General features: G+C 64.7%; 19 protein-coding genes. 9 read left to right on the forward strand and 10 right to left on the reverse strand.

All coding sequences use genetic code 11. From position 1 onward, the window contains the following. Positions 1-32 precede the first annotated feature (32 nt). Positions 33-1,844, forward strand: a complete 1,812-nt coding sequence (locus FBZ93_RS29045) for a winged helix-turn-helix domain-containing protein (protein WP_146990708.1) — start codon at positions 33-35, stop codon at positions 1,842-1,844. On the opposite strand, the gene FBZ93_RS41995 is transcribed toward FBZ93_RS29045, so the two are convergent. Together FBZ93_RS41995 and asd are read right to left on the reverse strand one after the other, a co-directional pair. Then, complete coding sequence (locus FBZ93_RS41995; RefSeq protein ID WP_146990710.1) at positions 1,845-2,732, reverse strand: NUDIX hydrolase; 888 nt, start codon at positions 2,730-2,732, stop codon at positions 1,845-1,847. A gap of 133 nt (positions 2,733-2,865) precedes the next feature. Then, a complete protein-coding gene (gene asd, locus FBZ93_RS29055) occupies positions 2,866-3,735 on the reverse strand; it encodes an archaetidylserine decarboxylase (protein ID WP_146990901.1) in 870 nt (289 codons plus the stop codon). Between the two features lie 34 nt (positions 3,736-3,769). On the opposite strand from asd, the gene FBZ93_RS29060 reads away from it, so the two are divergent. Next, entirely contained in the window at positions 3,770-5,434 is a 1,665-nt protein-coding gene (locus FBZ93_RS29060) for an aminotransferase class III-fold pyridoxal phosphate-dependent enzyme (RefSeq protein WP_146990712.1), read from the forward strand. Positions 5,435-5,763: 329 nt separating this feature from the next. Here FBZ93_RS29060 and FBZ93_RS29065 read toward each other — a convergent pair whose 3' ends face one another. The 3 genes from FBZ93_RS29065 to FBZ93_RS29075 form a co-directional block, all read right to left on the reverse strand. Then, positions 5,764-6,381, reverse strand: a complete 618-nt coding sequence (locus FBZ93_RS29065; RefSeq protein WP_146990714.1) for a hypothetical protein — start codon at positions 6,379-6,381, stop codon at positions 5,764-5,766. Positions 6,382-6,621: 240 nt separating this feature from the next. Beyond that, the gene (locus FBZ93_RS29070; RefSeq protein ID WP_146990715.1) at positions 6,622-7,311 is read right to left on the reverse strand and encodes a class I SAM-dependent methyltransferase; all 690 of its coding nucleotides are present in this window, start codon (positions 7,309-7,311) and stop codon (positions 6,622-6,624) included. A 34-nt stretch (positions 7,312-7,345) separates the two neighbouring features. Then, positions 7,346-8,401 carry a glycosyltransferase family 4 protein gene (locus FBZ93_RS29075; RefSeq protein WP_146990717.1) on the reverse strand — a complete coding sequence of 352 codons (1,056 nt, stop codon included), beginning with the start codon at positions 8,399-8,401 and terminating at the stop codon, positions 7,346-7,348. Positions 8,402-8,539: 138 nt separating this feature from the next. On the opposite strand from FBZ93_RS29075, the gene FBZ93_RS29080 reads away from it, so the two are divergent. Beyond that, positions 8,540-9,922, forward strand: a complete 1,383-nt coding sequence (locus FBZ93_RS29080) for a TAXI family TRAP transporter solute-binding subunit (RefSeq protein WP_146990719.1) — start codon at positions 8,540-8,542, stop codon at positions 9,920-9,922. A gap of 113 nt (positions 9,923-10,035) precedes the next feature. Beyond that, the gene (locus FBZ93_RS29085; protein ID WP_146990903.1) at positions 10,036-10,818 is read left to right on the forward strand and encodes a sulfite exporter TauE/SafE family protein; all 783 of its coding nucleotides are present in this window, start codon (positions 10,036-10,038) and stop codon (positions 10,816-10,818) included. A gap of 25 nt (positions 10,819-10,843) precedes the next feature. On the opposite strand, the gene FBZ93_RS29090 is transcribed toward FBZ93_RS29085, so the two are convergent. Further along, on the reverse strand, positions 10,844-12,064 hold the full coding sequence (locus FBZ93_RS29090; protein WP_246667692.1) for an acyltransferase family protein: 1,221 nt from the start codon (positions 12,062-12,064) through the stop codon (positions 10,844-10,846). 248 nt (positions 12,065-12,312) lie between these two features. On the opposite strand from FBZ93_RS29090, the gene FBZ93_RS29095 reads away from it, so the two are divergent. From FBZ93_RS29095 to FBZ93_RS29105, 3 genes are all read left to right on the forward strand, one after another. Next, positions 12,313-13,002, forward strand: coding sequence for a L,D-transpeptidase (locus FBZ93_RS29095; RefSeq protein ID WP_146990720.1), 690 nt, complete (start codon positions 12,313-12,315; stop codon positions 13,000-13,002). A gap of 182 nt (positions 13,003-13,184) precedes the next feature. Next, positions 13,185-14,753, forward strand: coding sequence for a DUF4403 family protein (locus FBZ93_RS29100; protein ID WP_167529257.1), 1,569 nt, complete (start codon positions 13,185-13,187; stop codon positions 14,751-14,753). A gap of 124 nt (positions 14,754-14,877) precedes the next feature. Beyond that, complete coding sequence (locus FBZ93_RS29105) at positions 14,878-16,092, forward strand: ABC transporter substrate-binding protein (RefSeq protein WP_050629935.1); 1,215 nt, start codon at positions 14,878-14,880, stop codon at positions 16,090-16,092. A 138-nt stretch (positions 16,093-16,230) separates the two neighbouring features. Here the strand turns inward: FBZ93_RS29105 and FBZ93_RS40805 are convergent, their stop codons facing one another. Continuing rightward, positions 16,231-16,383, reverse strand: coding sequence for a hypothetical protein (locus tag FBZ93_RS40805; RefSeq protein ID WP_167529258.1), 153 nt, complete (start codon positions 16,381-16,383; stop codon positions 16,231-16,233). A 123-nt stretch (positions 16,384-16,506) separates the two neighbouring features. Further along, entirely contained in the window at positions 16,507-16,779 is a 273-nt protein-coding gene (locus FBZ93_RS29110; RefSeq protein WP_146990724.1) for a hypothetical protein, read from the reverse strand. 383 nt (positions 16,780-17,162) lie between these two features. On the opposite strand from FBZ93_RS29110, the gene FBZ93_RS29115 reads away from it, so the two are divergent. Beyond that, complete coding sequence (locus FBZ93_RS29115) at positions 17,163-18,560, forward strand: glycerophosphodiester phosphodiesterase family protein (RefSeq protein ID WP_246667693.1); 1,398 nt, start codon at positions 17,163-17,165, stop codon at positions 18,558-18,560. Positions 18,561-18,650: 90 nt separating this feature from the next. Here the strand turns inward: FBZ93_RS29115 and FBZ93_RS29120 are convergent, their stop codons facing one another. Further along, a complete protein-coding gene (locus FBZ93_RS29120) occupies positions 18,651-19,202 on the reverse strand; it encodes a PRC-barrel domain-containing protein (RefSeq protein WP_146990726.1) in 552 nt (183 codons plus the stop codon). Positions 19,203-19,542: 340 nt separating this feature from the next. Beyond that, a complete protein-coding gene (locus FBZ93_RS29125) occupies positions 19,543-19,920 on the reverse strand; it encodes a PRC-barrel domain-containing protein (RefSeq protein WP_146990728.1) in 378 nt (125 codons plus the stop codon). 287 nt (positions 19,921-20,207) lie between these two features. Between FBZ93_RS29125 and FBZ93_RS29130 the strand changes: the two genes are divergently transcribed. Beyond that, on the forward strand, positions 20,208-20,945 hold the full coding sequence (locus FBZ93_RS29130) for a response regulator (protein ID WP_021079973.1): 738 nt from the start codon (positions 20,208-20,210) through the stop codon (positions 20,943-20,945). Position 20,946 lies beyond the last annotated feature (1 nt).

The raw sequence follows: 20,946 nt of genomic DNA on the forward strand, positions 1-20,946 counted from the left end.
GAACCTTTTCCGGCGACCCCGGACCTATACACATGGCATTCTCATTTGGACTGTTCGAGCTTGATGAAGCTGGACGCGTGCTGCTGTGCGCGCGCCAAGAGATCCCATTGCAGCCGCGCGTGTTCGATTTGCTGGTCTATCTCGTCCGCCACCGCGAGCGCGTCATCTCCAAGGAAGAACTCCTCGAAGCCGTCTGGCCTGACGTCATGGTCACCGACAACTCGCTGCAGCGGGCGGTGAGTTCGTTGCGCGCCGCGCTTCGCCAGGGCGGCATGGACGGCGCGGTTCGAAACCTGCCGGGCAAGGGATATCGCTTCTTTGTCGATTCCGAGATCAGGCAGCCGGAACGGATCGCCGAAAAGCAGGCCGACGCCACCCTCGGACTCGCCCGCCGCGCGGCGGCCGCGCAATTGTGGCTGCAGGCCGCAACCCTGTTCGAGAGTGCCAAGGACGACCGTCAGCTGAGCGCCGGAGATCTGCACGATTGGGCGCTCGCCCTGCAATGCCTGGGCAAAGCTGCGGCAGCGATTCCGATTCTGGTTCGCGCGGTCGCCGTGCGCAGCGAGGCCGGTGATGCCGCCGGAGCCGCGGTCGATGCGATCGCGCTCTCGGGTCTGCATTTCGAGAGCGGACAGGCCGCGATCGGAAAGGGCTGGCTCGCGCGCGCGGAAGATTGGGCCTCAAAGCTCGACGATCCTCCGACGACCGCCCTGTTGTTGTGGATGAAGTCGAAGCTGGCGGCGTTCGACGGCGAACCCGAACAGGCACTCGCGTTGGCCGACGCCGCCTACATGTCCGTCAGATACAAGGATGCGCTCAACGTCGAAGCGCTGAGCCTGGCCTATCGCGGCTTCTATCGGCTGTGCCTCGGCGATACGCATGGCGGGCTGGCCGATCAGGACCATGCCGCCGCGGTCGCGCTGTCCAGCAACAATCTGGACCCGATCATGGGCGGCAGCCTCTATTGCAACATTCTCTGGGCCGCCCGGATGTTCGGAGATTGGGCACGGGCCGACCAGTGGACACGGAGCTACCAGAATTTCTGTTCGAGCAGCGGCATGGAATTGACCGGTTCATGCCAGCTGCATCGCTCGGAGGTGCTCGGCATCAGGGGCTCGCTCGATGAAGCGCTGGCTCGCATCCAGGACGCGCTGGCGCGGCTGACGAGCGATGCACCATGGTCGATGGGCGATGCCAATCGGGTGCTGGGCGACATCCTGGCTGCGACCGGCAATGACGACGCCGCGCTCGACGCCTACGACAAGGCCTACACGCTGGGCTGGTGCCCGGAGCCGGGCCGCGCCATGCTGTTGCTCGCAAGAGGCGAAGCGGAAGCCGCCTATGCAGGCCTGGAACGGAGCTTGATCGGCAAGACCTGGTGGACATTGCAACGGCGGGGAATCCTGCTCGCACATCTGGCGCTGGTTGCGGCACACACGCGCCGGAGCGGCCAAGCAAAGGCATTGATCTGCGAACTCTCGGGAAATCCGGTTCGCTGGCCGATGCCCTCGATCCGCGCGCTCACCAACGAAGCGCAGGCGATCCTCGCCCTCGCGCGGCAGGATCATGAAGCAGCCATGCGGCATCTCCATCTCGCCCGCCAATTGTGGTCGAGCATCGAAGGGCGGGTCCAGGTCGTGCGCTTGAGGCTGCAGATTTCCAGGCTCCAGCTCGAGCGCGGCGACGTTTGCGGCGCCACGGCCGAAGTTCATGCCGCACGGCTGCTGGCAACTGAGCTGGGTTCGCCAAAGCGCGTTGCCGAGTGCGTTGCCCTGCAGCAGCAAATCGAGGCTTCCCGGCCAGCCATGCCCCGGGCGGAGCGACGGCAGGCAGTGTCCCGTTGATCACGCCGCGCGGCGCAGCCAGTCGCGCACGCGCTCGATCAGGTTCTTGCGCGGGATCGGCTGAACGGCCGCGGCAACGGGTTCGATCTCGCGCGCATCCGATCGCGACGCGTCGGATGCCGCCGCTTCCACGACAGGCTCGGTTGCGGCCGCTTCGCGACCATCCACAGCGCTATGCTCCGGCGCGATGGTGCGCCGGTCCGGCCCGGCATCCACCGCCGGCATCTCCGCGAGTTCGGACGCCTCCGCCATGACCGGCGACTCGACCGGGGACCGTGCGTCAACGACGATTGGCGTCTCGGCCTCCGCGGGCACTTCGGTGACTATGTGCTCTTCAGCGACCACGGACATTTCAGCGGCCGCAGCCATATCGGCGTCGACGGGCGTTTCAGCGACCAACTCCTCCGCGGCAAGCCGCGCACGCCGGCGCTCTGCGGCCGCAACGCGCAAGCGCGCGCGCCGCTCGCGCTCGGCATTCGCCGCGGCCTGCAACGCGATCGGGCCGACATTCTCCAGGAACGCGCGTTCATAGCCGCGTGACAGCCGCTCCAACGCCGCATCAAGCGGCAGCCAGTCGACTTCCCTGACGTCGCTCATCAATTCACGCACCGGCTTGCCGCCGGCATCCATGCGCCAGTAATGCACCACCTTCGAGCGCCCGCCTGAATCATAGACCAGCGTGCCCAGGAACTCGTGCACGTCGACGTCGTGCCCGGTTTCTTCCAGCACCTCGCGCTCGGCCGCGGCGCGCGCCGTCTCACCGTCGTCGAGCTTGCCCTTCGGCAGCACCCATTCATTGCGCTTGCGCAGGCGCACGACGGCAAAGCGCGGCGGCGCCTCCCGCCGCAGCACAATACCTCCCGCCGCCAGAACAGGCGTCCGCGCCATCTCATATCCCAAAGGTTTGCGATTTAGGATCGTCGCACGACGATCGCAGCCATTCTAAAGCATGATCCGGAAAAGTGGAAACCGCTTTTCCAAGCAGAACATGCTCAAACAATGACACGCGGAAAAAGCGCGATCAAATCACAGGCTTTTTCAACAGGGGTTCGCCGCATTTGATCCGCGTTCCCTCGGCGACATTGTCGCAGAACTCGAAATTGTCGGGCGCGAGCACGATAATGGTCGAGCCGTGCTCGAACCAGCCGAGTTCATCGCCCTTCTTCACATGCGCGTCACACGGGAAATCCACCGGGCCCCGCGACTGCGCGTTCAGCGTGATGTCGAGGAAATGCAGGCGAAGGCTGGCGACCAGGATCGCGGCGACCGGAACCAGCGTCAGCGCCTCGCCGGTCGGGAGTTTGGCGCGCAGCACCGCGCGCTCGTTCTTGCAGAACAACCGCTCGATCCGCTTCAGCGCGATCGGATTGACGTTCCAGACGTCGCCATGAATGAACGTGACCTTGTCGATGGCAAGATCATACGGCGCGTGGAAGCGGTGATACATGCTCGAGGTCAGCCGCAGCGTGACGAAGCGGCCGTTGCGGTGCTGCTCGACCAGCGCGGGATCGCCGACCAGATCGAGCAGCGAATAGGGCGCGCCCTTGACCTGGAACAATTGCCCGTCCTCGATCCGGCCGTGCGCGCCGATGATCGCATCCGACGGGCTCGCGATGATGGCGGGATCGGCCGCCGCCGGGCGCAGACCCGGCTTCAGCTCACGGGTAAAGCAATCGTGCAAGCTCTTGAACTCGGTCTTCTTTGCTTCCGACAGATCGAGGTCGGAGAACAGCTTCCAGCAGGCGATCGAGGCATCGCGCACCAAGGGGTTCTCGACCTTGGAGAACCAGCCCATGAAGCGGGTCAGCGCGGCCCGCGGAATCCGGTTGGTTAGCAGGAAATTGAGGTCTTCCTGCTGAGTGAATGCCGAGATCAGGCCCTTGACTGTCATGAATTTGTTAGGTGCTGAGGCTAGCGCTTCTGTCATGGAAACATCCCTTCCGATTCTCTCGCTGTCCGCCGCCGCGCTTGCCGGCGCCGCCGCAGCTTTCCCCAAAATTCAGGCCCGCATCGCGCTGTCGCGCGCCAAGCACCGCTCGCTGACCGGACATTCCAAGATGTCCAAGATGGTGGCGCGCATGGTGCCGCACTACGAATTCGACATCGACCAGTTCTTCTGCTCCGACGGAGCGCCGAAGGACATCGCGATGCAGCGCCAGGACGGCTTCTTCCGCCTCGCCGGCCTCTACCAGGACCGCTACCCCAAGGGCCGCGCGCTGACCGCCGAGGTGACGGAGCGAATCTCTGATCTGCGGTTCACCGAAAGCTACCGCGTGCCGTTCCAGTACAGCCGCCTGGTGCGCGAGCATCTCGGCACCTCGGCCTTCGTCGAGGCCTCCCGCGGCGTCACCGTCACCGACCTCGACGGCAATGTGTCCTACGACCTGACCGGCTCCTACGGCGTCAACATCTTCGGCAACGACTTCTACAAGGAGTGCATCGCCGAGGGTGAGAAGCGGGCGCACGCGCTCGGCCCCGTGCTCGGCCCCTACCACCCGATCATTGCCGACAATGTGAAGCGGCTCTGCGAGATCTCCGGTCTCGACGAGGTCTCGTTCCACATGTCCGGCACCGAGGCGGTGATGCAGGCGGTGCGGCTCGCGCGCTACCACACCAAGCGCACGCACCTCGTCCGCTTCGCCGGCGCCTATCACGGCTGGTGGGGCGAGGTGCAGCCGGGTGTCGGCAATCCGGTGTCGCCGCACGAGACCTACACGCTCGCCGACATGTCGGAGAAGACCCTGCACGTGCTGCGCACCCGCAAGGACGTCGCCTGCGTGCTGGTCAATCCGCTGCAGGCGCTGCATCCGAACGGCAACGCACCCGGCGATTCCGCGCTGGTCGATTCCTCGCGCTCCTCCCGGTACGACCGCGCCGCCTACACCGAATGGCTGAAGAAGCTGCGCGAGGTCTGCACCGAGCGCGGCATCGTCTTGATCTTCGACGAGGTATTCGTCGGCTTCCGCCTCGCCGCCGGCGGCGCGCAGGAATATTTCGGCGTCAAGGCCGATATGGCGACCTACGGCAAGAGCCTTGCCGGCGGGCTTCCGGTCGGCGTGGTGTGCGGCCGCAAGGACCTGATGCGCCGCTTCCGCGACGACCGGCCCGCCGACATCTGCTTCGCCCGCGGCACGTTCAACTCGCACCCTTACGTGATGACGGCGATGGACGAGTTCCTGAGCCGGCTCGCCAGCCCGAACTTCCGCTCGATCTACAACGGGCTGGACGAGACCTGGAACGGCCGCGCCAAGGCGCTCAACGACCGGCTCATGGCCGCAGGCCTGCCGGTTCGTGTCGGCAACATCTCGTCGATCTGGACGGTCTATTACACCGAGCCGTCCCGCTACAATTGGATGCTGCAATACTACCTGCGGGCCGAGGGGCTGGCGCTGAGCTGGGTCGGCACCGGCCGGCTGATCTTCACGCTGAACTACACCGACGCCGACTTCGCCGAGGTGGCCGATCGTTTCGTCGCCGCGTCCGACAACATGAAGCGCGACGGCTGGTGGTGGCACAAGGAAGGTCTCACCAACAAGAACATCAAGCGGCAGATCCTGAAAGAGATGCTCGCCGTGAGGCTTGGGCGCTGACATTCGGGACAGCTCTCGCCCCCCCTCGCCCCGCTTGCGGGGAGACGGTCGGGGTGAGGGAGACTCTCCACGATCTCGCTGACAGACGGACTCGCGGAGAGTCCCCCTCACCCGGATCGCATCTGCGATGCGACGTAGCCGAAGCTTCGCTTCGGCGTCACTTCGGACAGCCGCCAAAGGCGGCCTATGCCTCTCCCCGCAGGCGGGGCGAGGTGAAGTGTGCGCGCGGTCAGAAGCGCTCAACAATTGATGATCCACCGTAGCCTAAGAACGGTGATGCCCGGGACAAGCCCGGGCATCACGCAGTTGGAAGACGCTGGGAGCAACGATCAGGCGTGCTTGACGTGCTTCTCGAGACCCGGATCGATCAGCTCGCCCTTCATCAGGAACAGCGGCGCCTTGTGATAGAGCTTCAGGTCGTGGAACGGATCGGTGACGATCTTGGTCATCCAGACGAGGCCGGTTTCGACGTCGCGGATGAAGAACAGATGGATGGTGCGGAACAAGAGGCCGCCGATGCCGACCACGAGCCAGATCTTGGCCACCTGGCGGGTGAAGTCGCCCATCGTGACCCAGGGCTTGAACAGGCCGAACAGGGTCGGGTCGAAGTACAGCACCATCGGCGACAGCGCCCAGATCGCCATCAGCACGACCTTGCGCTGCAGATTGTAGCCGACCTTGATGTCTTCCTTGTGCTCGTGAGTCGCCTGGTTGACGTGGTCGTACCCCTTCGGCTCGAAGAAGAAGTGACCGGCCTGGCGCGAGGTCATCGAGACCAGCCAGCCGACCAGCGCCGACACGACCGGATCGAAGAACAGCATCACATAGGCAAACAGAAAGCTCAGCGCGCTGACGAAGTGCAGGCTCTGGTTGATCCGGCTGTGATGGTAGAAGCGATGGTCATCCCAGCGCTGGGTACGCAGCTCTTGCAGAAAATTCTTGATCATTGGTTCCCCCAACATCTTTCGGGACAGGATCTACAGGGATTCGATGTATCGCGTGTGACATCATCATAATGACATATGACAATGCGGAGCGACACCTTGACGCGACTGGAGAAGGGTCTCGCCTCATCCCGGAGATTTGCGGGGATGAGGCAGAGGAGATCGTAGCCTCCCGGTTCGCGGCGCGCTGTGCGCCACCTCACCCGGGAGGACCGGCGGGCTGGGCCGCCTCAGGCCGCCTCTTCAGGCAGCCTTGGCGACATCCGCCTTGCGGAAGCGGACCAGCGAGAAATGGCCCAGCGGCGGGATCAGGCGGCGCTCGGCGAGCTCCATGCCGCGCGCGCCGGAGAGCCACTTGGTGTAGCGCGACCAGGCGAATTCGGCGGTGCGGAACCCGAGCGGGCGCACCACCGGCTGCAGCTTCTGCTCGATAAAGCGGCGGACGCCGGCATCGGCGCTGACCCGGGTCAGGATGATCAGTTCGCCGCCCGGACGCACCACGCGGGCGAATTCATCGAGGGCTGCTTCCGGGTTCGGCACCGCCGAGAGCACGTACTGCGCCATCACCACGTCGAACGAATTGTCGGGGAATTCGAGCTTCTCGGCGTCCATCACCGCGAGGCCCTCGACATTCTTCAGGCCCTGCTCGGTGACCCGCTTCTTGGCCTTTTCGAGCATCGCCTCGGAAATGTCGGTGCCGAAGATGCGCACGTTCTGGCTATAGAGCGGCAGCGAGATGCCGGTGCCGACGCCGACCTCGAGCACGCGGCCGCCGATCTTGTTGGTGGCCTGGATCGCAGCCTGCCGGCCCTTGCTGAACACGCCGCCGAATACGAGGTCGTAGATCGGCGCCCAGCGGTCATAGGCCTGCTCGACCGTTTCGCGGTCGAAGTCCATGGAACGGTCAGCGCCCAGCTTGATGATTTCAGCCATAGATAGTCTCTCGTCTTTCGTTCGATTTGAGCTGTTAATTCGGAACCGCACTGCGGCCGGCGACGCGACGGGCGGGCCGCGGCGCGCGGCTCGGCTGCAACGTGGCCAGATTGCCGATGAACTGACGCGCACTGTTTTCCCAGGAACGCTCCAACGCGAAATTGCGGCAGTCGGCGCGCGACATGTTCAGCGCGCGCAGGCAGGCGGCGCGCAAATCGTTGTCGATCGCGCCGATCGGATGATCCGCGATGACGTCCTTCGGGCCGGTGACCGGGAACGCCGCGACCGGCGTGCCGCAGGCCAGCGCCTCGAGTTGCACGACGCCGAATGTGTCGGTCAGGCTCGGGAACACGAAGACGTCGGCGGCGGCGAGGTGCGAGGTCAAATCCTGGCCCTTCTTCTCGCCAAGGAAAATCGCGTCGGGATATTTCTGTTCCAGCGCGGCCCGTTGCGGGCCGTCGCCGACCACCACCTTGGAGCCCGGCAGGTCGAGCGACAGGAAGGCATCGAGGTTCTTCTCAACCGCGACGCGGCCCATCGTCATGAAGATCGGCCGCGGCAGGTCGAGCACCGCCGGCTGATCCGGATTGAAGATCCTGGTGTCGACGCCGCGGGTCCAGAAGCCGAGCCTGCGGAAACCGCGCTCGGCAAGCTCCGACCGCAGCGAGTCGGTCGCGACCATCGTCATCGAGCCTGCGGCATGGAAGTGGCGCAGCACGGCGTAGCCGACGCTGTCGGGAATTCCGGTACGCACCGAAACATATTCCGGGAAGCGTGTTGTATAGGACGTGGTGAAGGCGAGCTTGTTGCGCTGGCAATAGCCGCGCACCGCCCAACCGATCGGTCCTTCGGTCGCGATGTGGATCGCCTCGGGCGCGGCCTCCTCGATCCGGCGCGCGATCTCGCGGCGGTTCGGCAGCGCCATCCGCAGCCCCGGATAGGTCGGCACGCCGACCGAACGGAAACCGTCGGGGGTGAGGAATTCGATCTCGGCGCCAAGCGTCTCGGCGCTGCGCGCGAGCGACGTCAGCGTCCGGACCACGCCGTTGACTTGCGGATGCCAGGCATCGGTCGCAACGAGTATGCGCATCGCAGGAGACCCAAATCGTTAATCTTGATTCTGCTCGCACGACGTTCTGACATGGATGTTTCAAACGTATGACGTCATCGAAATGTTAGGTTGATTTTCACGGCAAACGGCCGGTTTTTCGTGTAACATGACAGAGAGATGTCAGAGCAGAGCGAACATCCCGGCACCACACGCCGCAGACTCAGACGGCGAAACTCGTCGCTCCTGATACTTGCGGTCGGCATCTTTGTGTTTGGCGCCGCCGCCGGCACGCTGTTCTATGCGCTGCGTCCGGTGACGCTGACGATCGCCGTCGGCCCGACCGGCAGCGACGACGTCAGGCTCATCCAGGGCTTCGCGCAGGCGTTTGCGCACGACGGAAGTTCGGTGCGATTGAAGCCGGTCCCGACGCAGGGCGCCGCCGAGAGCATCGCGCTGTTCACGGCCAACAAGGTCGATCTCGCGGTGGTGCGCGGCGATCTCAGCCTGCCGGCAAGCGCCGAGTCGGTTGCGATCCTGCGCAAGAATGTCGTCGTGCTGTGGGCACCGTCGGGCGGCAAGGGCAAGCAGCGGTCTGCGAAGATCAAGAGCATCGACGATCTTGCCGGTCACAAGGTCGGCGTGATCGGCAGCACCCAGGCCAATGTCACGCTGCTGCGCGTGATCCTGACCGAGTCCGGCGTCAATCCCGACAAGGTCGCGATCAGCCAGTTCGCCGTCAACAAGGTCGCCGACCTCGCGCGCGATCCTTCGCTCGACGCCTACATGGCCGTCGGCCCGCTCGACAGCAAGGTGACGGCGGAAGCGATCGCGGCGACGGCTGCGGCGCGCGGCGAGCCGAAATTCATTCCCATCGAGGTCTCGGAGGCGATCGCGCAGAAGCATCCGCTTTACGAATCGGAAGAGATCGCCGGCAGCATCTTCTCTTCGTCGCCGGCACGCCCCGTGGACAAGGTCGAGACCGTCAGCGTCAATCACCTGATCATCGCCCAGCACAGCCTGCACGAGTCGACCGTCGGCGCGCTGGACCGGCAATTGTTTACGCAGCGCGTCCAGGTCGCGCGCGACCTGCCGGGGGCGGCCAAGATCGAGAAGCCGGACACCGACAAGGACGCGGCATTGCCGGCGCATCAGGGCGCTGCCGCCTATATCGACGGCACCGAGCGCACCTTCCTCGAAAAATACTCCGACTACATCTGGGGCGGCATCCTGCTGATCTCCGGCCTCGGCTCGGCTGGCGCCTGGCTGCGCCACCACGTGAAGCGCGACGAGCGTGAGCAATACATCACCCATCGCGACAATCTGCTGACGCTGATCGCTCGGGTACGCAGCGCCGAGACGCCGGAGCAGCTCGCGGCGATGCAGGGCGATGCCGACGCATTGCTGCGCGAGGCGCTCGATTGCTACGACGACGGCGCAATCGAGGAAGGCGACCTGTCGGTGATCGGGCTGACGCTCGAGCAATTCCATCATGCGGTCTCCGACCGCCGTGCCGTGATCAACGGCGACAGGCCGGGCGTGCCGAGGATGCGCACCGGCTAGCGCGCACACGCCGATTGCACCGAGAGCAATGTGCTCCGAGAGCAATGTTTGGATTGCGCGTGGATGCGCGCGTGGCCATGTATGAGCACGGCCACAACGCTCCGCACGACACCATGATCACGTCCATCATCGCTGACCTGCCCGCGCCGTTCGTGCTCGCGGTGGCGCTGGCCGGCGTCTTCCTGATCGCGTTCATGAAAGGTGCGTTCGGCGGCGGCTTTGCCATCGTCGGCATTCCGCTGCTCTCGCTGGCGATGGATCCGATCGCGGCCGGCGCGCTGCTCGCGCCGCTGTTCGTCGTGATGGACATCACGGCACTGCGTTTCTGGCGTCCCAATACATGGTCGCGGGTCGACCTCACGATGCTGCTGCCCGCGCTCGTCGTCGGCATCGGCCTTGGTTATTTCGTGCTGCGCGATCTCGACCGGCATGCCGTCGAGATCGTGATGGGCATGGTGACGCTGGTGTTCGCCGCGCTGTGGTTCATCGGCGGCGGCGAGATCAAGCCGCGTCCGCGCTCGACGATCAAGGCCACTTTCGCCGGACTCTCCTCCGGCGTCACCACGATGGTCGCGCATTCCGGCGGACCGCCGCTTGCGATCTACCTGCTGCCGCTCGGCATGTCGAAGGCGCTTTACGCCGGCACCACCAGCCTGTTCTTCACGGTCGGCAACCTGCTGAAGGCAGGTCCCTGGCTGGTGCTCGCCACGCCGTCGCGCAGCCTGTGGATGCTGATGGCGCTGTGCGTGCCGGCCGTTCCGGTCGGCGTCTGGGCCGGCTGGCGGCTGCACGAACGCCTCGACCAGCGCGCGCTGTACCGCGCCTGCTACGCCATTCTCGTCGTCACCGCGGCCAAGCTGCTGTGGGACGGACTGGCCGGATACATTCACCTCTGAGTGCCACCGGCATTGTCGCTTCCCGTCAGGAAGATCGCGCGCTCCGGCTGCCACTCACGCTGACCGCAAGCGGTCCGATCCCCTCGAGCGGTTTGACCTTCTCGTCCGGCTCGAGCCGCTGGCGCGCCACGAAGGAGAAATGCCGGCGCAGCTTCAGGACCGGCTTCTCGATGCAGTGCCAGGAGAACGCCGCGAACGCCGTGATCAGCACCAGCGCGACGCCGAACTGGACAATCAGCGACGCATTCGGCAGCCACACTTTCACCACCTGCTGCATCGGAAAGCCATAGAGATAGATGCCGTAGGAGTAGTCGCCCTTCGAGAACAGCGGCAGCCGCGGCAGATTGGAGACGCCGAGGAACACGGTGATATAGACCAGCGCCGGCGCGATGACGGCATTGAGGACGGGCTGGGTCATCCAGGCCGCCGGCCCAAGCAGCGCGGCGCCGAGGCAGAGCGCGCAGCAGGCGGAGAGAATGCGCCCGTCATAGGGAATGCGGTCGCGGTAGAGGTAGACCACGATTGCGAGCAGACAGGCGACCGGCAATTTCGCACCGCGTCCGAGAAACAGCGCCGTGCTGAAGATCTTGTCGTACAGCGTGCCCGCAACGCCGGGAGGGAGTTGCGACGGATTGGCGGTATGCCCCGTGATCTGCACGGCAAAGCCGATGCCGACCAGAACGACAACGCCAAGCACGATCAGTACCGGCTTGCGCAGCAGCCCCAGGGCCATGATGAATGCCATCACCGCATAGCAGCCGTATTCGAACGGCACGGTCCACAGCGAACTGTTGACCTCCGGCGCGGGATTGCTGCTGAACACGCCCGGCAGCGTGTAATTCACCAGGCCGACGACGTTCGTAAAATATTTCCAGGTGGCGGCGCTGGTGAAATAGTCCCAGAGCGGCAGCGTCGTGAAGATCGGTCCGAGGATCAACGCCGACAGCACGATCTCGACCGCAAGCGCCGGAATGATCCGCAGGCCGCGATTGATCAGGAATTCCTTAACGCTGAGCCGCAGCCCGCTTGCGGCGATCAGAAATCCGCTCAGTGCGAAGAACATCACGAGGATCGCAAATTGCGGAAACCAGAGGATCCACGTCGGATCGGAATCGCCGCGACCGGTGGCAACATAGGGCGTATGCCCTGCGACCACCGAGATCGCGAGCGCAACGCGGAGAAAATCGAACCCGGGACCAAAACCTTTCTGCCGATCCAGCATGCTCCCGATCGAAGGCGCTGGCATGATTTCCACTCCATTCCGAACCACGCCTTCGGACAGCAAGGGTCGTGCCAGGAAAAATGTCTTGGGACGGGACACCTCCCGGCAACCCGCCCTTAACCGTTCGACGAAACACGGACGAAACAAACCCCTAACGGCACGAAACCATTTTGGCGATTTCGTGCAAACGTCCTGAAACGCCTCACCTGTACTGGTTTGACCCAACGACGCGCCGGAACTGGCGCGCAGGGCGCAAACAACAGGGGTCGACAATGTTCAATTCCATCAAGCTGAACGCACGTCTCGCTGCCGCCGCCTTCGGTGCGCTGGCGATTGGCACCGTTGCCTTCTCGAATTCCGCTGCGGCCGCTCCGCTGCCGATCTTCCCCTTCATCCTGACGCCGCCGACCGAGGCCGTGCAGCCTCCGGTGCAGTCGATGCCGCAGGCGCAGGAAGAAGACCGTTCCGTCGAATTGCCCGCCCGCCTGCGCCGCCAGGTCGTCGCCTATCCGACCCGCGAGGCGCCCGGCACCATCATCATCGACACCCCGCACACCTATCTCTATCTGGTGCTCGGAGGCGGCCAGGCGATGCGCTACGGCATCGGCGTCGGCCGCGACGGCTTCACCTGGTCCGGCACCCAGACCATCACCAAGAAGGCGGAATGGCCGGATTGGACCCCGCCGCCGGAAATGATCGCCCGCCAGCCCTATCTGCCGCGCCACATGGCCGGCGGCCCCGGCAACCCGCTCGGCGCCCGCGCCATGTATCTCGGCGGCACCGTGTACCGCATCCACGGCACCAACGCGCCGGAGACGATCGGCACCCACGTCTCGTCCGGCTGCCTGCGCCTCACCAATGAGGACGTCACCGACCTGTATTCGCGGGTCAGCGTCGGCACCAAGGTAATCGTGCTGCCGATGACCGACCGCCGCGCCGATCTCGGCTCGGCCGTCCGCTAAACCCGACATATTCAGACATCGACAACGGCTCCGGCATCATGCCGGGGCCGTCGTCGCGTTCATAATCGTTAACGTCCAGGTGATCGCTGCTTCCGCCCCTGAAGCAGCTTGATCCCGCCACACTGGCGCCCTCGTCGGGGGGCCTGTACAACCCGTCAAGTTGATTTTCATCCGGGGGGACGATGCGTCTACCGATGCATCCAAGGACAATAGCGCTCGGGCTCACGGTGGTACTGGTCTCGTTCGCGATCAGCCTCAAGGCCATGGACTGGCTCGCGCCTAGCGTCACCGTGCAGACGCCGCCGCTGGTGCAACTGCCGCCGCTGCCGCAGGCGCCGCGCTCCTCGACGGTCGTGGCGCAGGTCTCGGTCGCGCTGTCGGCGATCCGCGATGCCGCCGAACGCGGCGCGCCGAAGACCTTCGGCGGCAAGGCCGACAACCCGGTCCAGCAAATCCTGCAAAATGCCGACATCGGCTGGACCGCGTCGCGCGGGCCGATCGCCGCCACCGGCGCGCAGGACGTGCTGACGCTGACGACCCCGATCAACGGCACGCTCAAGGTCACCGGCTCGCTGTCGGACAAGGCGACAGGCGCCGTCACCAACGCGCTCGGCAACCTGCTCGGCGGCAATGTCGCCAAGCAGATCGGCGCCGTGAACATCAAGAACGTCAACGCCAATGCCGACATCAAGGGCAGCGTCACGCTGACCGCGCGGCCAAAGCTCGGCGCGTCCTGGCGGATCGAGCCGAACCTGCAGGCGCAGGTCAATCTCGGCGATACCGGCCTGTCGGCCGCCGGCGTCCGCATCAGCGTACCGGCTCAGGTCAAGCCTGTTATCGACAAGGCGGTCGCCGACCAGATCTCCGTGGTCGAGGCGCGGTTGCACAACGACCCGCTGTTCCAGAACACCGCGCGCACGCAATGGGCCAAGGCGTGCCGCTCGATCCCGCTGCAGGGCACCGGCGGCACCGCGTCGATGCCGCCGATGTGGCTCGAACTGCGGCCGACCCGCGCGATCGCCGCGCAGCCGAAGGTCGATGCGTCCTCGCTGATCCTGACCATGGGGATCGAGGCCGAGACCCGGATCACAGAGACGCAGACCACGCCGAACTGCCCGTTCCCCGACAAGCTCTCGATCGTGCCGCCGATGCCGAGCCAGGTCTCGGTCGGCCTGCCGGTCGACATGTCCTTCACCACGCTGACGCAACTCGTCGAGGCGCAACTGAAGGGCAAGACCTTCCCCGAGGACGGCTCCGGCCCGGTCGACGTCACCGTCAAGAGCGCGAGCATCGCCGCCTCCGGCGACCGGCTTCTGATCTCGCTGCTGGTGCACGCCAAGGAGAAGAAGAGCTTCTTCGGCTTCGGCGCCGAGGCGACCGTGCACATCTGGGGCCGGCCGCGGCTCGACCAGGCAGCGCAGACGCTGCGGCTCGCCGACGTCGAGCTGGCGGTCGAGTCGGAGGCCGCGTTCGGCCTGCTCGGCGCCGCCGCGCGCGCGGCGATCCCGCACATGCAGCAGGCGCTCGCCGACCGCCTGGTGGTCGACCTAAAGCCATTCGCGAGCAACGCGCAGCGCAAGATCGCCGCCGCCATCGCCGATCTGCAGAAGAACGAGGAAGGCATCCGGGTCGACGCCGACGTCAACAGCATCCGCCTTGCCGGCATCGCGTTCGATTCGAAGACGCTCCGGGTGGTCGTGGAAACCGACGGCACCATCAAGGCCGCCGTCACCGCGCTACCGGCGCTGTAGGGACGCAGATCCCCCGTTCCATCCACCGCATGCCCAAAAAGTCGTCTTTGCGACAGGTTGCCGCAGCGGATAGAAGGTGCCCCGTAGAAGCAATCTGCGACGAAAAACCAGGGAGAGAAACACGATGAAATCGCTCTTGGCCGCAGCGGCGGCCAGCCTCGCGCTTGCGGCCTCCGGCACCGCGGCCAACGCCCAGATCTCCGACGACGTCGTCAAGCTCGGCGTGCTCACCGACATGTCGAGCCTCTACGCGGATGCCACCGGCAAGGGCTCGGTCGCCGCGGTCGAGATGGCGGTCGCCGATTACGGCGGCAAGGTGAAGGGCAAGCCGATCCAGGTCGTCGTGGCCGACCACCAGAACAAACCTGACGTCGGCGTCAGCATCGCGCGCAACTGGTACGACAACGACAAGGTCGATGCGATCCTCGACGTGCCGACCTCGTCGGTCGCGCTGCCGATCTCGGCGCTGACGCGCGAGAAGAACAAGATCCACATCAATTCCGGCGGTGGCTCCTCCGACATCACCGGCACCGCCTGCTCGCCCAACACCGTGCACTGGACCTACGACACCTACGCGCTGTCGAACGTCGCCGGCAAGGCGATGGTCAAGCGCGGCGAGGACACCTGGTTCTTCGTCACCGCCGACTACGCCTTCGGCATGGCGCTGGAGCGCGACGCCGCCAACGTCGTCAAGGAAACCGGCGGCAAGGTGCTGGGCGACGTGCGCCATCCGCTCAACTCGTCGGACTTCTCGTCGTTTTTGCTGCAGGCGCAGGCGTCCAAGGCCAAGGTCGTGGCGCTGGCCAATGCCGGCGGCGACACCACCACCGCGCTGAAGCAGGCCGCCGAGTTCGGCCTGACCCAGGGCGGCCAGAAGCTGATCGCGCTGCTGATGGAGATCACCGACACCCATGCGCTGGGCCTGAAGGCGACGCAGGGCCTGATCGTCACCGACGCCTTCTACTGGGACATGAACGACGAGACCCGCGCCTTCTCGAAGCGCTTCAACGAGAAGGTCGGCCACATGCCGACCATGATCCAGGCCGGCCTCTACTCGGCGACCATGCATTACCTGAAGGCGATCGAGGCCATCGGCACCGACGAGGCGCCGAAGGTGATGGAGCAGATGCGCAAGACGCCGATCAACGACTTCTTCGCCAAGAACGGCCATATCCGCATCGACGGCCGCATGGTGCACGACATGTACCTGTTCGAGACCAAGAAGCCCGAGGAATCCAAGAACGAGTGGGACCTCTACAAGCTGATCGCCACCGTGCCCGGCGACGAAGCCTTCCGCCCGCTCGACAAGGGCGGCTGCCCACTGGTGAAGTCGAACTGACGACGCGCCGCTGCGGGCGATCCACTCGCCCGAGCCCGCGCCCGATGACAGCGAACAAGAAAACGCGCCCGGTCACACCGGGCGCGTTTTTCTTTGCGCAACAGGCTTCGATCACCGCCTCGTCGGCCGCGATCGCGCTTAGTCGCCGTTCACGCCCGGGATCATCCAGGTCGAATAGGTCTGCCAGACGCCATCGCCCAGATTGCGTTGATAGGCGATGAAATCGGCATGGTCGCCGTGCACGAGCTCAAAGCGATAGAACCTTGAGAGGTCGTCGATCTGCTTGGTCATGGAACGTCTCCGTCATAAGGGAAAGTCCTGTATTTCGACATAGTCGGCGCGCACCCAACGTCAATAGAATGACGCATATCATTCAATCACAGACGCGCGATCCGCATCCGATGCGCGGCTGCTTCAGCGCCCGGCACGATGCGAACTGTGGCGCGGCAGGCGAACGACGCCGATGCCGCTCTGCTCCGCCTGAAGCCTCTGCAGCACCGCCGGCGGCTCCAGCACGAGTTTGGCCGCGGGCGTCGGCGCGCCGTTGTTGAGCACGTCGCGGTACGGATAGAGCGCCTGGAAGGCAGCCGGCTCGGAAATCGCAGCCTGGGCCGAGGCCGCCGTCGCCGTAATGGCCGACAGCGCCGCAGCCAGCGCGATGGTCTTGAACGAAATCCTGATGGTCATGGTAACGCTCCCGCGATTTACATCGCATACGATTAATTCGCTTGCGCCTGATAAAGGCATGGCGCGGCCGGCCTTCAAGTATCCCGATTTAATCGGATGCGATTTATTCGGGCGCGGGGTTCAACTATCCGTGTGATCGGCGGGGCTATGCGCAGCCGGCAAGGCCGGTCTGTTCGCCCGGTTCACGCCGCCCGCACTTTCGGAAATGCTTCCGCTGGACTGCGAAGGACCGACCGGCGACAAACGCTCGAGCGATACACGCGTGCGCGACCGTGGCAGTCATCCGACTGTCAGGAGACTGAGACAAGAAGACGACTGCGTCGGCCGCGTTCGGCTCGGCACTGTGGCATCGGCCGATGCCGGAAAGAGATGGAGGCGAGCCCGTGAAGCAGATTCGTTCAGGACGGAAACTACACATTGGAGCGATGCTGCTCGGTGCGGCGGCTTTGGCGATGCTGCTGCCGGCGATGGCGTCGGCGCAGACCGGCTCGGCACCATCAGGCGCCAAACCCTTCCTCACCGTCGACGGCAAGCAGCCGCTCGTGATCGGACATCGCGGCGTGCCGGGCCTGGTGCCCGAGGAGACCGAAGCATCGTATGAGCTCGCCGCCGACCTCGGAACGGACTCGCTCGAGGAGGACCTGCATCTGACCAAGGATTGCGTGCTGGTGGCGCGGCACAATCCATGGCTCGGCGACAACACTGACGTCGCCGAGGTGGCGAAGACCAACGCCGAAGTTGCGGCCCGCAAGCGCACGGCGCCGGGCGTTCCCGTCAAGGTGAAGTGGGCGCAGACGCCGACCAGCGGGCCGGCCGAATACCCCACCGATCTGATCGATCCGGCCGATCCCAAATCGGTGCTGAAAGCGCTGATCGTCGATGGTGACGACCACACCAATGACTGGTCGATCACCGATTTCACCATGGCCGAGCTGAGGCAGTGGATCGCCGGCACGACCTATGATGCGGCCAACGAACGGCCGAAACTGTTCAACGGCAAATTCCCGATCATCAGCTTCCAGGACATCATCGACATCGCCAAGGCCAAGAGCAAGGCGACGGGACGTCCGATCTCGGTCTATCCGGAAACCAAGAATCCGACCTGGAACAACGCCCAGGCGATCGCCAATGGTTGCGGCGCGCCCGGCAGCCATCCGCTCGAGGATGCCCTGATCAAGATCATCAAGGACAACGGCCTCAATTCGAAGGACGCGCCGATCATCGTGCAGAGCTTCGAGCCCGGCAGCCTGAAATACATGCGCAGTCACGGTATCGAGACGCGGCAGGTCCAGCTGATCGACGGCAACGGCGTCGACTTCAAGACCGGCAAGGTGCTGCTCAACAACATCGCCAATTCCCGTCCCTACGACTGGACGGTTGCGGGTGACTCGCGCACCTTCGATGCGATGCTGACGCCGGAAGGCCTCGCGGAGATCAAAACCTATGCCGACGGCATCGGTCCGTGGAAGGCCTATATCGTGCCGTACAAGATCTCGCCCTGGAAGGACGCTGGCGCCGACGGCAAACCCTACAAGGGATCGACGGCGGAGGCCTCGACGCAGGACGCGACCAGCGTGATTGCCGACGCGCATAAGCTCGGCCTGTTCGTGCATGTCTTCACGTTCCGGAACGAGAAGAAATACCTGGCCGCCGACTATCGGGGCGATCCAAGCCTCGAATATCTAAAGTTCTTCCGCCTCGGCGTCGACGGGGTGTTCACGGATTTCACCCACACCGGCGTTGCCGCCCGCGCGGCTTACTTGCGCGAACTCGGCTGGTGAGGCCCGGCAACCGAGTGCAGGCTTGCTGCACAACAACAAACGCGCCCGGCATCACCGGGCGCGTTTGTCTTTCACAGGATGCGACCCGCGTTAATCGGTCGTGTACTTGAACTCCGGCATCGCCTTCAGCTCATCCTTGGACGCGTTGAACACCGCGTGATCCGGATACCAGGGATTGGGCTTTGACGCCGTCGCCGCGGGCGCTGCGGGCGCCGCGCCCGTGGTCGTCGTCTTGCTGGTGCTGCCGGCGCCGGCGCCGGTGTTCGAGGCGCCGGTATAGGCGATCGGCTCGCTTGAGAACTTCACCTTGTCGAGCGGCACGGCGACCAGATGCTCGCCGACGCCAAGGAAGCCGCCGACACCGATCACGACGGCCTTGATGGTGCCGCCCTTCTCCATCAGCAGATCATTGATCGAGCCGACGCTCTCGTTCTTGTCGTTGTACACGCTCAGGCCGACGACCTTCGACGCGCGCCAGTTGCCTTTGAACTCGGTTGGCGACGTGGCAGACGTCGATGCCGCAGGAGCCGGCGACGCCGCGGGAGACGTCTTGTCGCTCTTGTCGGTGGGAGTCTGTGCAATCGCGACGGTTGCAAGCAGGGCGGAACCGGCCACGCCGGCGATGATGGATTTGACCAACATTGTTGCGCTCTCCTCAGTTCGCAAAATCGATGTGAGGAAAACCCGTGATATCCGCGACCGTTCCTATCGCGCCTGCGCTGAAAGGCCGCTGCAATGCAAGGGAACGCCACGCGCGCGATGCGGCAACGTCTGGAACGTTGGGTTCTTGACGAAAGCGATCGTGATCTCTCAAGTAAGCCGCGGTTGAGCCTCGCGACTGCGCCGCACGCGCAGTCCCTGAAGTGACGATGTTCGGCTCACTAAGTCGTCCCGGCGAACCGCGCTGCGCAAGCGCACACGCGCCCCGGCAGCCGCATCATTGATCGACATGCGTCGATCATGCGCACATCTGACCGCGCGCTCAGAAGCCGCCCCAGTAAGGCGGCACGCCGTAGAAGCGATGCAGCTCGACTTCCTGCGAGCGATCGCCCCAATCGAAATCCTTGTCGGCGCGGAACGACGGCGCGCGCTTCAATTCGTCATCCTCGATGTCGAGCTCATAGGCTTCAAACTTGGGGTTGTAGTGCAGCCGGCCCCACGGCAGCGGAAGCAGATTGGTTCCGATCCCGAGGAAGCCCCCGAAGCTCAGCACTGCGTACGACACCTTGCCGGAGATCTTGTCGATCATCAGCCGCTCGATATGGCCGATCATGTCGCCATTGGCCCGGCGCACCGCCGTCCCCTCGACGCGATCGCTTGCAATGAGTTGATGCGGCCTTGTCCTGACCTCGACAGTCATCTCACCCTCCCTGACCTGAAAGGGAAACAACGCGTCGCTGGGGGAACGGGTTCCGGCCCCCCGATATGACAGCCGCCCTTCCCTTTCCCGGGCTGGCACCGCGACCCGGGGCAGAGCCCGGCCCAGGAGAGTTTCAACCGTATTTCAACGCATTAGGCCTGATGACAGAACGCTAACTTTTCTCCGCACCGCCGACCTGTTAACTCGTTCTGCCGGGCAAGATTTCAGACATACACTGAAACAAAATTCCTGAGCCGCTTTCCCCGAATCACGGACAAAAGATCGGTATGACCCAGGCTGCGCCCAATATCCTCGTCGTCGAGGACGACCGCGAAACGCGATCCCTCATCGCAAAGTATCTCCGCACCAATTCCTGTCATGTCACGACCGCCTCCGACGGTCGCGAAATGGCCAAGGCCATGACCGACCACCGGGTCGATCTCCTGGTGCTCGACGTCATGCTGCCCGGTGAGGACGGCCTCAGCCTGTGCCGCAAGGTGCGCGCGGAGTCGCAGACGCCGATCATCATGCTGACCGCGCGCGGCGAGGACGTCGACCGCATCCTCGGCCTCGAGATGGGCGCCGACGACTACCTCGCCAAGCCGTTCAACCCGCGCGAGCTCTTGGCCCGGATCAACGCCGTGCTGCGCCGGCAGGCCGCCGCGCGCAATGCCAGCGCGATCGAGGGGGCGACCACGCTGACCTTCCTCGGCTGGCGCATCGACATCCGCCTGCGCGAGCTGCGCAACCCCGAAGGCGCGCGCGTCGCCATGACCAGCGCCGAGTTCGACCTGCTGCGCACCTTCTGCGAGCGGCCCGGCCGGGTGCTGTCGCGCGACAGCCTGCTCGACCTGACGCAGGGTCGCAGCGCCGGCTCGTTCGAGCGTTCGATCGACGTGCTGGTCAGCCGCATCCGTCGCAAGATCGAGCCCGATCCGCAGGAAGCCACCATGATCAAGACGGTGCGTTCCGGCGGCTATGTGTTCACTCCGAGGGTGGAGGCGGTTGCCGCCACGAGCAACTGAC

This window comes from Bradyrhizobium macuxiense (genome assembly GCF_007993935.1).
GTDB classification, from domain to species: Bacteria; Pseudomonadota; Alphaproteobacteria; order Rhizobiales; family Xanthobacteraceae; genus Bradyrhizobium; species Bradyrhizobium macuxiense_A.

Excerpts from the sequence above, each read along its gene's own strand:
- FBZ93_RS29045 (WP_146990708.1), top strand. The coding sequence starts at position 33 with ATGGCATTCTCATTTGGACTGTTCGAGCTTGATGAAGCTGGACGCGTG.
- FBZ93_RS41995 (WP_146990710.1), bottom strand. The coding sequence starts at position 2,732 with ATGGCGCGGACGCCTGTTCTGGCGGCGGGAGGTATTGTGCTGCGGCGG.
- asd (WP_146990901.1), bottom strand. The coding sequence starts at position 3,735 with ATGACAGTCAAGGGCCTGATCTCGGCATTCACTCAGCAGGAAGACCTC.
- FBZ93_RS29060 (WP_146990712.1), top strand. The coding sequence starts at position 3,770 with ATGGAAACATCCCTTCCGATTCTCTCGCTGTCCGCCGCCGCGCTTGCC.
- FBZ93_RS29065 (WP_146990714.1), bottom strand. The coding sequence starts at position 6,381 with ATGATCAAGAATTTTCTGCAAGAGCTGCGTACCCAGCGCTGGGATGAC.
- FBZ93_RS29070 (WP_146990715.1), bottom strand. The coding sequence starts at position 7,311 with ATGGCTGAAATCATCAAGCTGGGCGCTGACCGTTCCATGGACTTCGAC.
- FBZ93_RS29075 (WP_146990717.1), bottom strand. The coding sequence starts at position 8,401 with ATGCGCATACTCGTTGCGACCGATGCCTGGCATCCGCAAGTCAACGGC.
- FBZ93_RS29080 (WP_146990719.1), top strand. The coding sequence starts at position 8,540 with ATGTCAGAGCAGAGCGAACATCCCGGCACCACACGCCGCAGACTCAGA.
- FBZ93_RS29085 (WP_146990903.1), top strand. The coding sequence starts at position 10,036 with ATGATCACGTCCATCATCGCTGACCTGCCCGCGCCGTTCGTGCTCGCG.
- FBZ93_RS29090 (WP_246667692.1), bottom strand. The coding sequence starts at position 12,064 with ATGCCAGCGCCTTCGATCGGGAGCATGCTGGATCGGCAGAAAGGTTTT.
- FBZ93_RS29095 (WP_146990720.1), top strand. The coding sequence starts at position 12,313 with ATGTTCAATTCCATCAAGCTGAACGCACGTCTCGCTGCCGCCGCCTTC.
- FBZ93_RS29100 (WP_167529257.1), top strand. The coding sequence starts at position 13,185 with ATGCGTCTACCGATGCATCCAAGGACAATAGCGCTCGGGCTCACGGTG.
- FBZ93_RS29105 (WP_050629935.1), top strand. The coding sequence starts at position 14,878 with ATGAAATCGCTCTTGGCCGCAGCGGCGGCCAGCCTCGCGCTTGCGGCC.
- FBZ93_RS40805 (WP_167529258.1), bottom strand. The coding sequence starts at position 16,383 with ATGACCAAGCAGATCGACGACCTCTCAAGGTTCTATCGCTTTGAGCTC.
- FBZ93_RS29110 (WP_146990724.1), bottom strand. The coding sequence starts at position 16,779 with ATGACCATCAGGATTTCGTTCAAGACCATCGCGCTGGCTGCGGCGCTG.
- FBZ93_RS29120 (WP_146990726.1), bottom strand. The coding sequence starts at position 19,202 with ATGTTGGTCAAATCCATCATCGCCGGCGTGGCCGGTTCCGCCCTGCTT.
- FBZ93_RS29125 (WP_146990728.1), bottom strand. The coding sequence starts at position 19,920 with ATGACTGTCGAGGTCAGGACAAGGCCGCATCAACTCATTGCAAGCGAT.
- FBZ93_RS29130 (WP_021079973.1), top strand. The coding sequence starts at position 20,208 with ATGACCCAGGCTGCGCCCAATATCCTCGTCGTCGAGGACGACCGCGAA.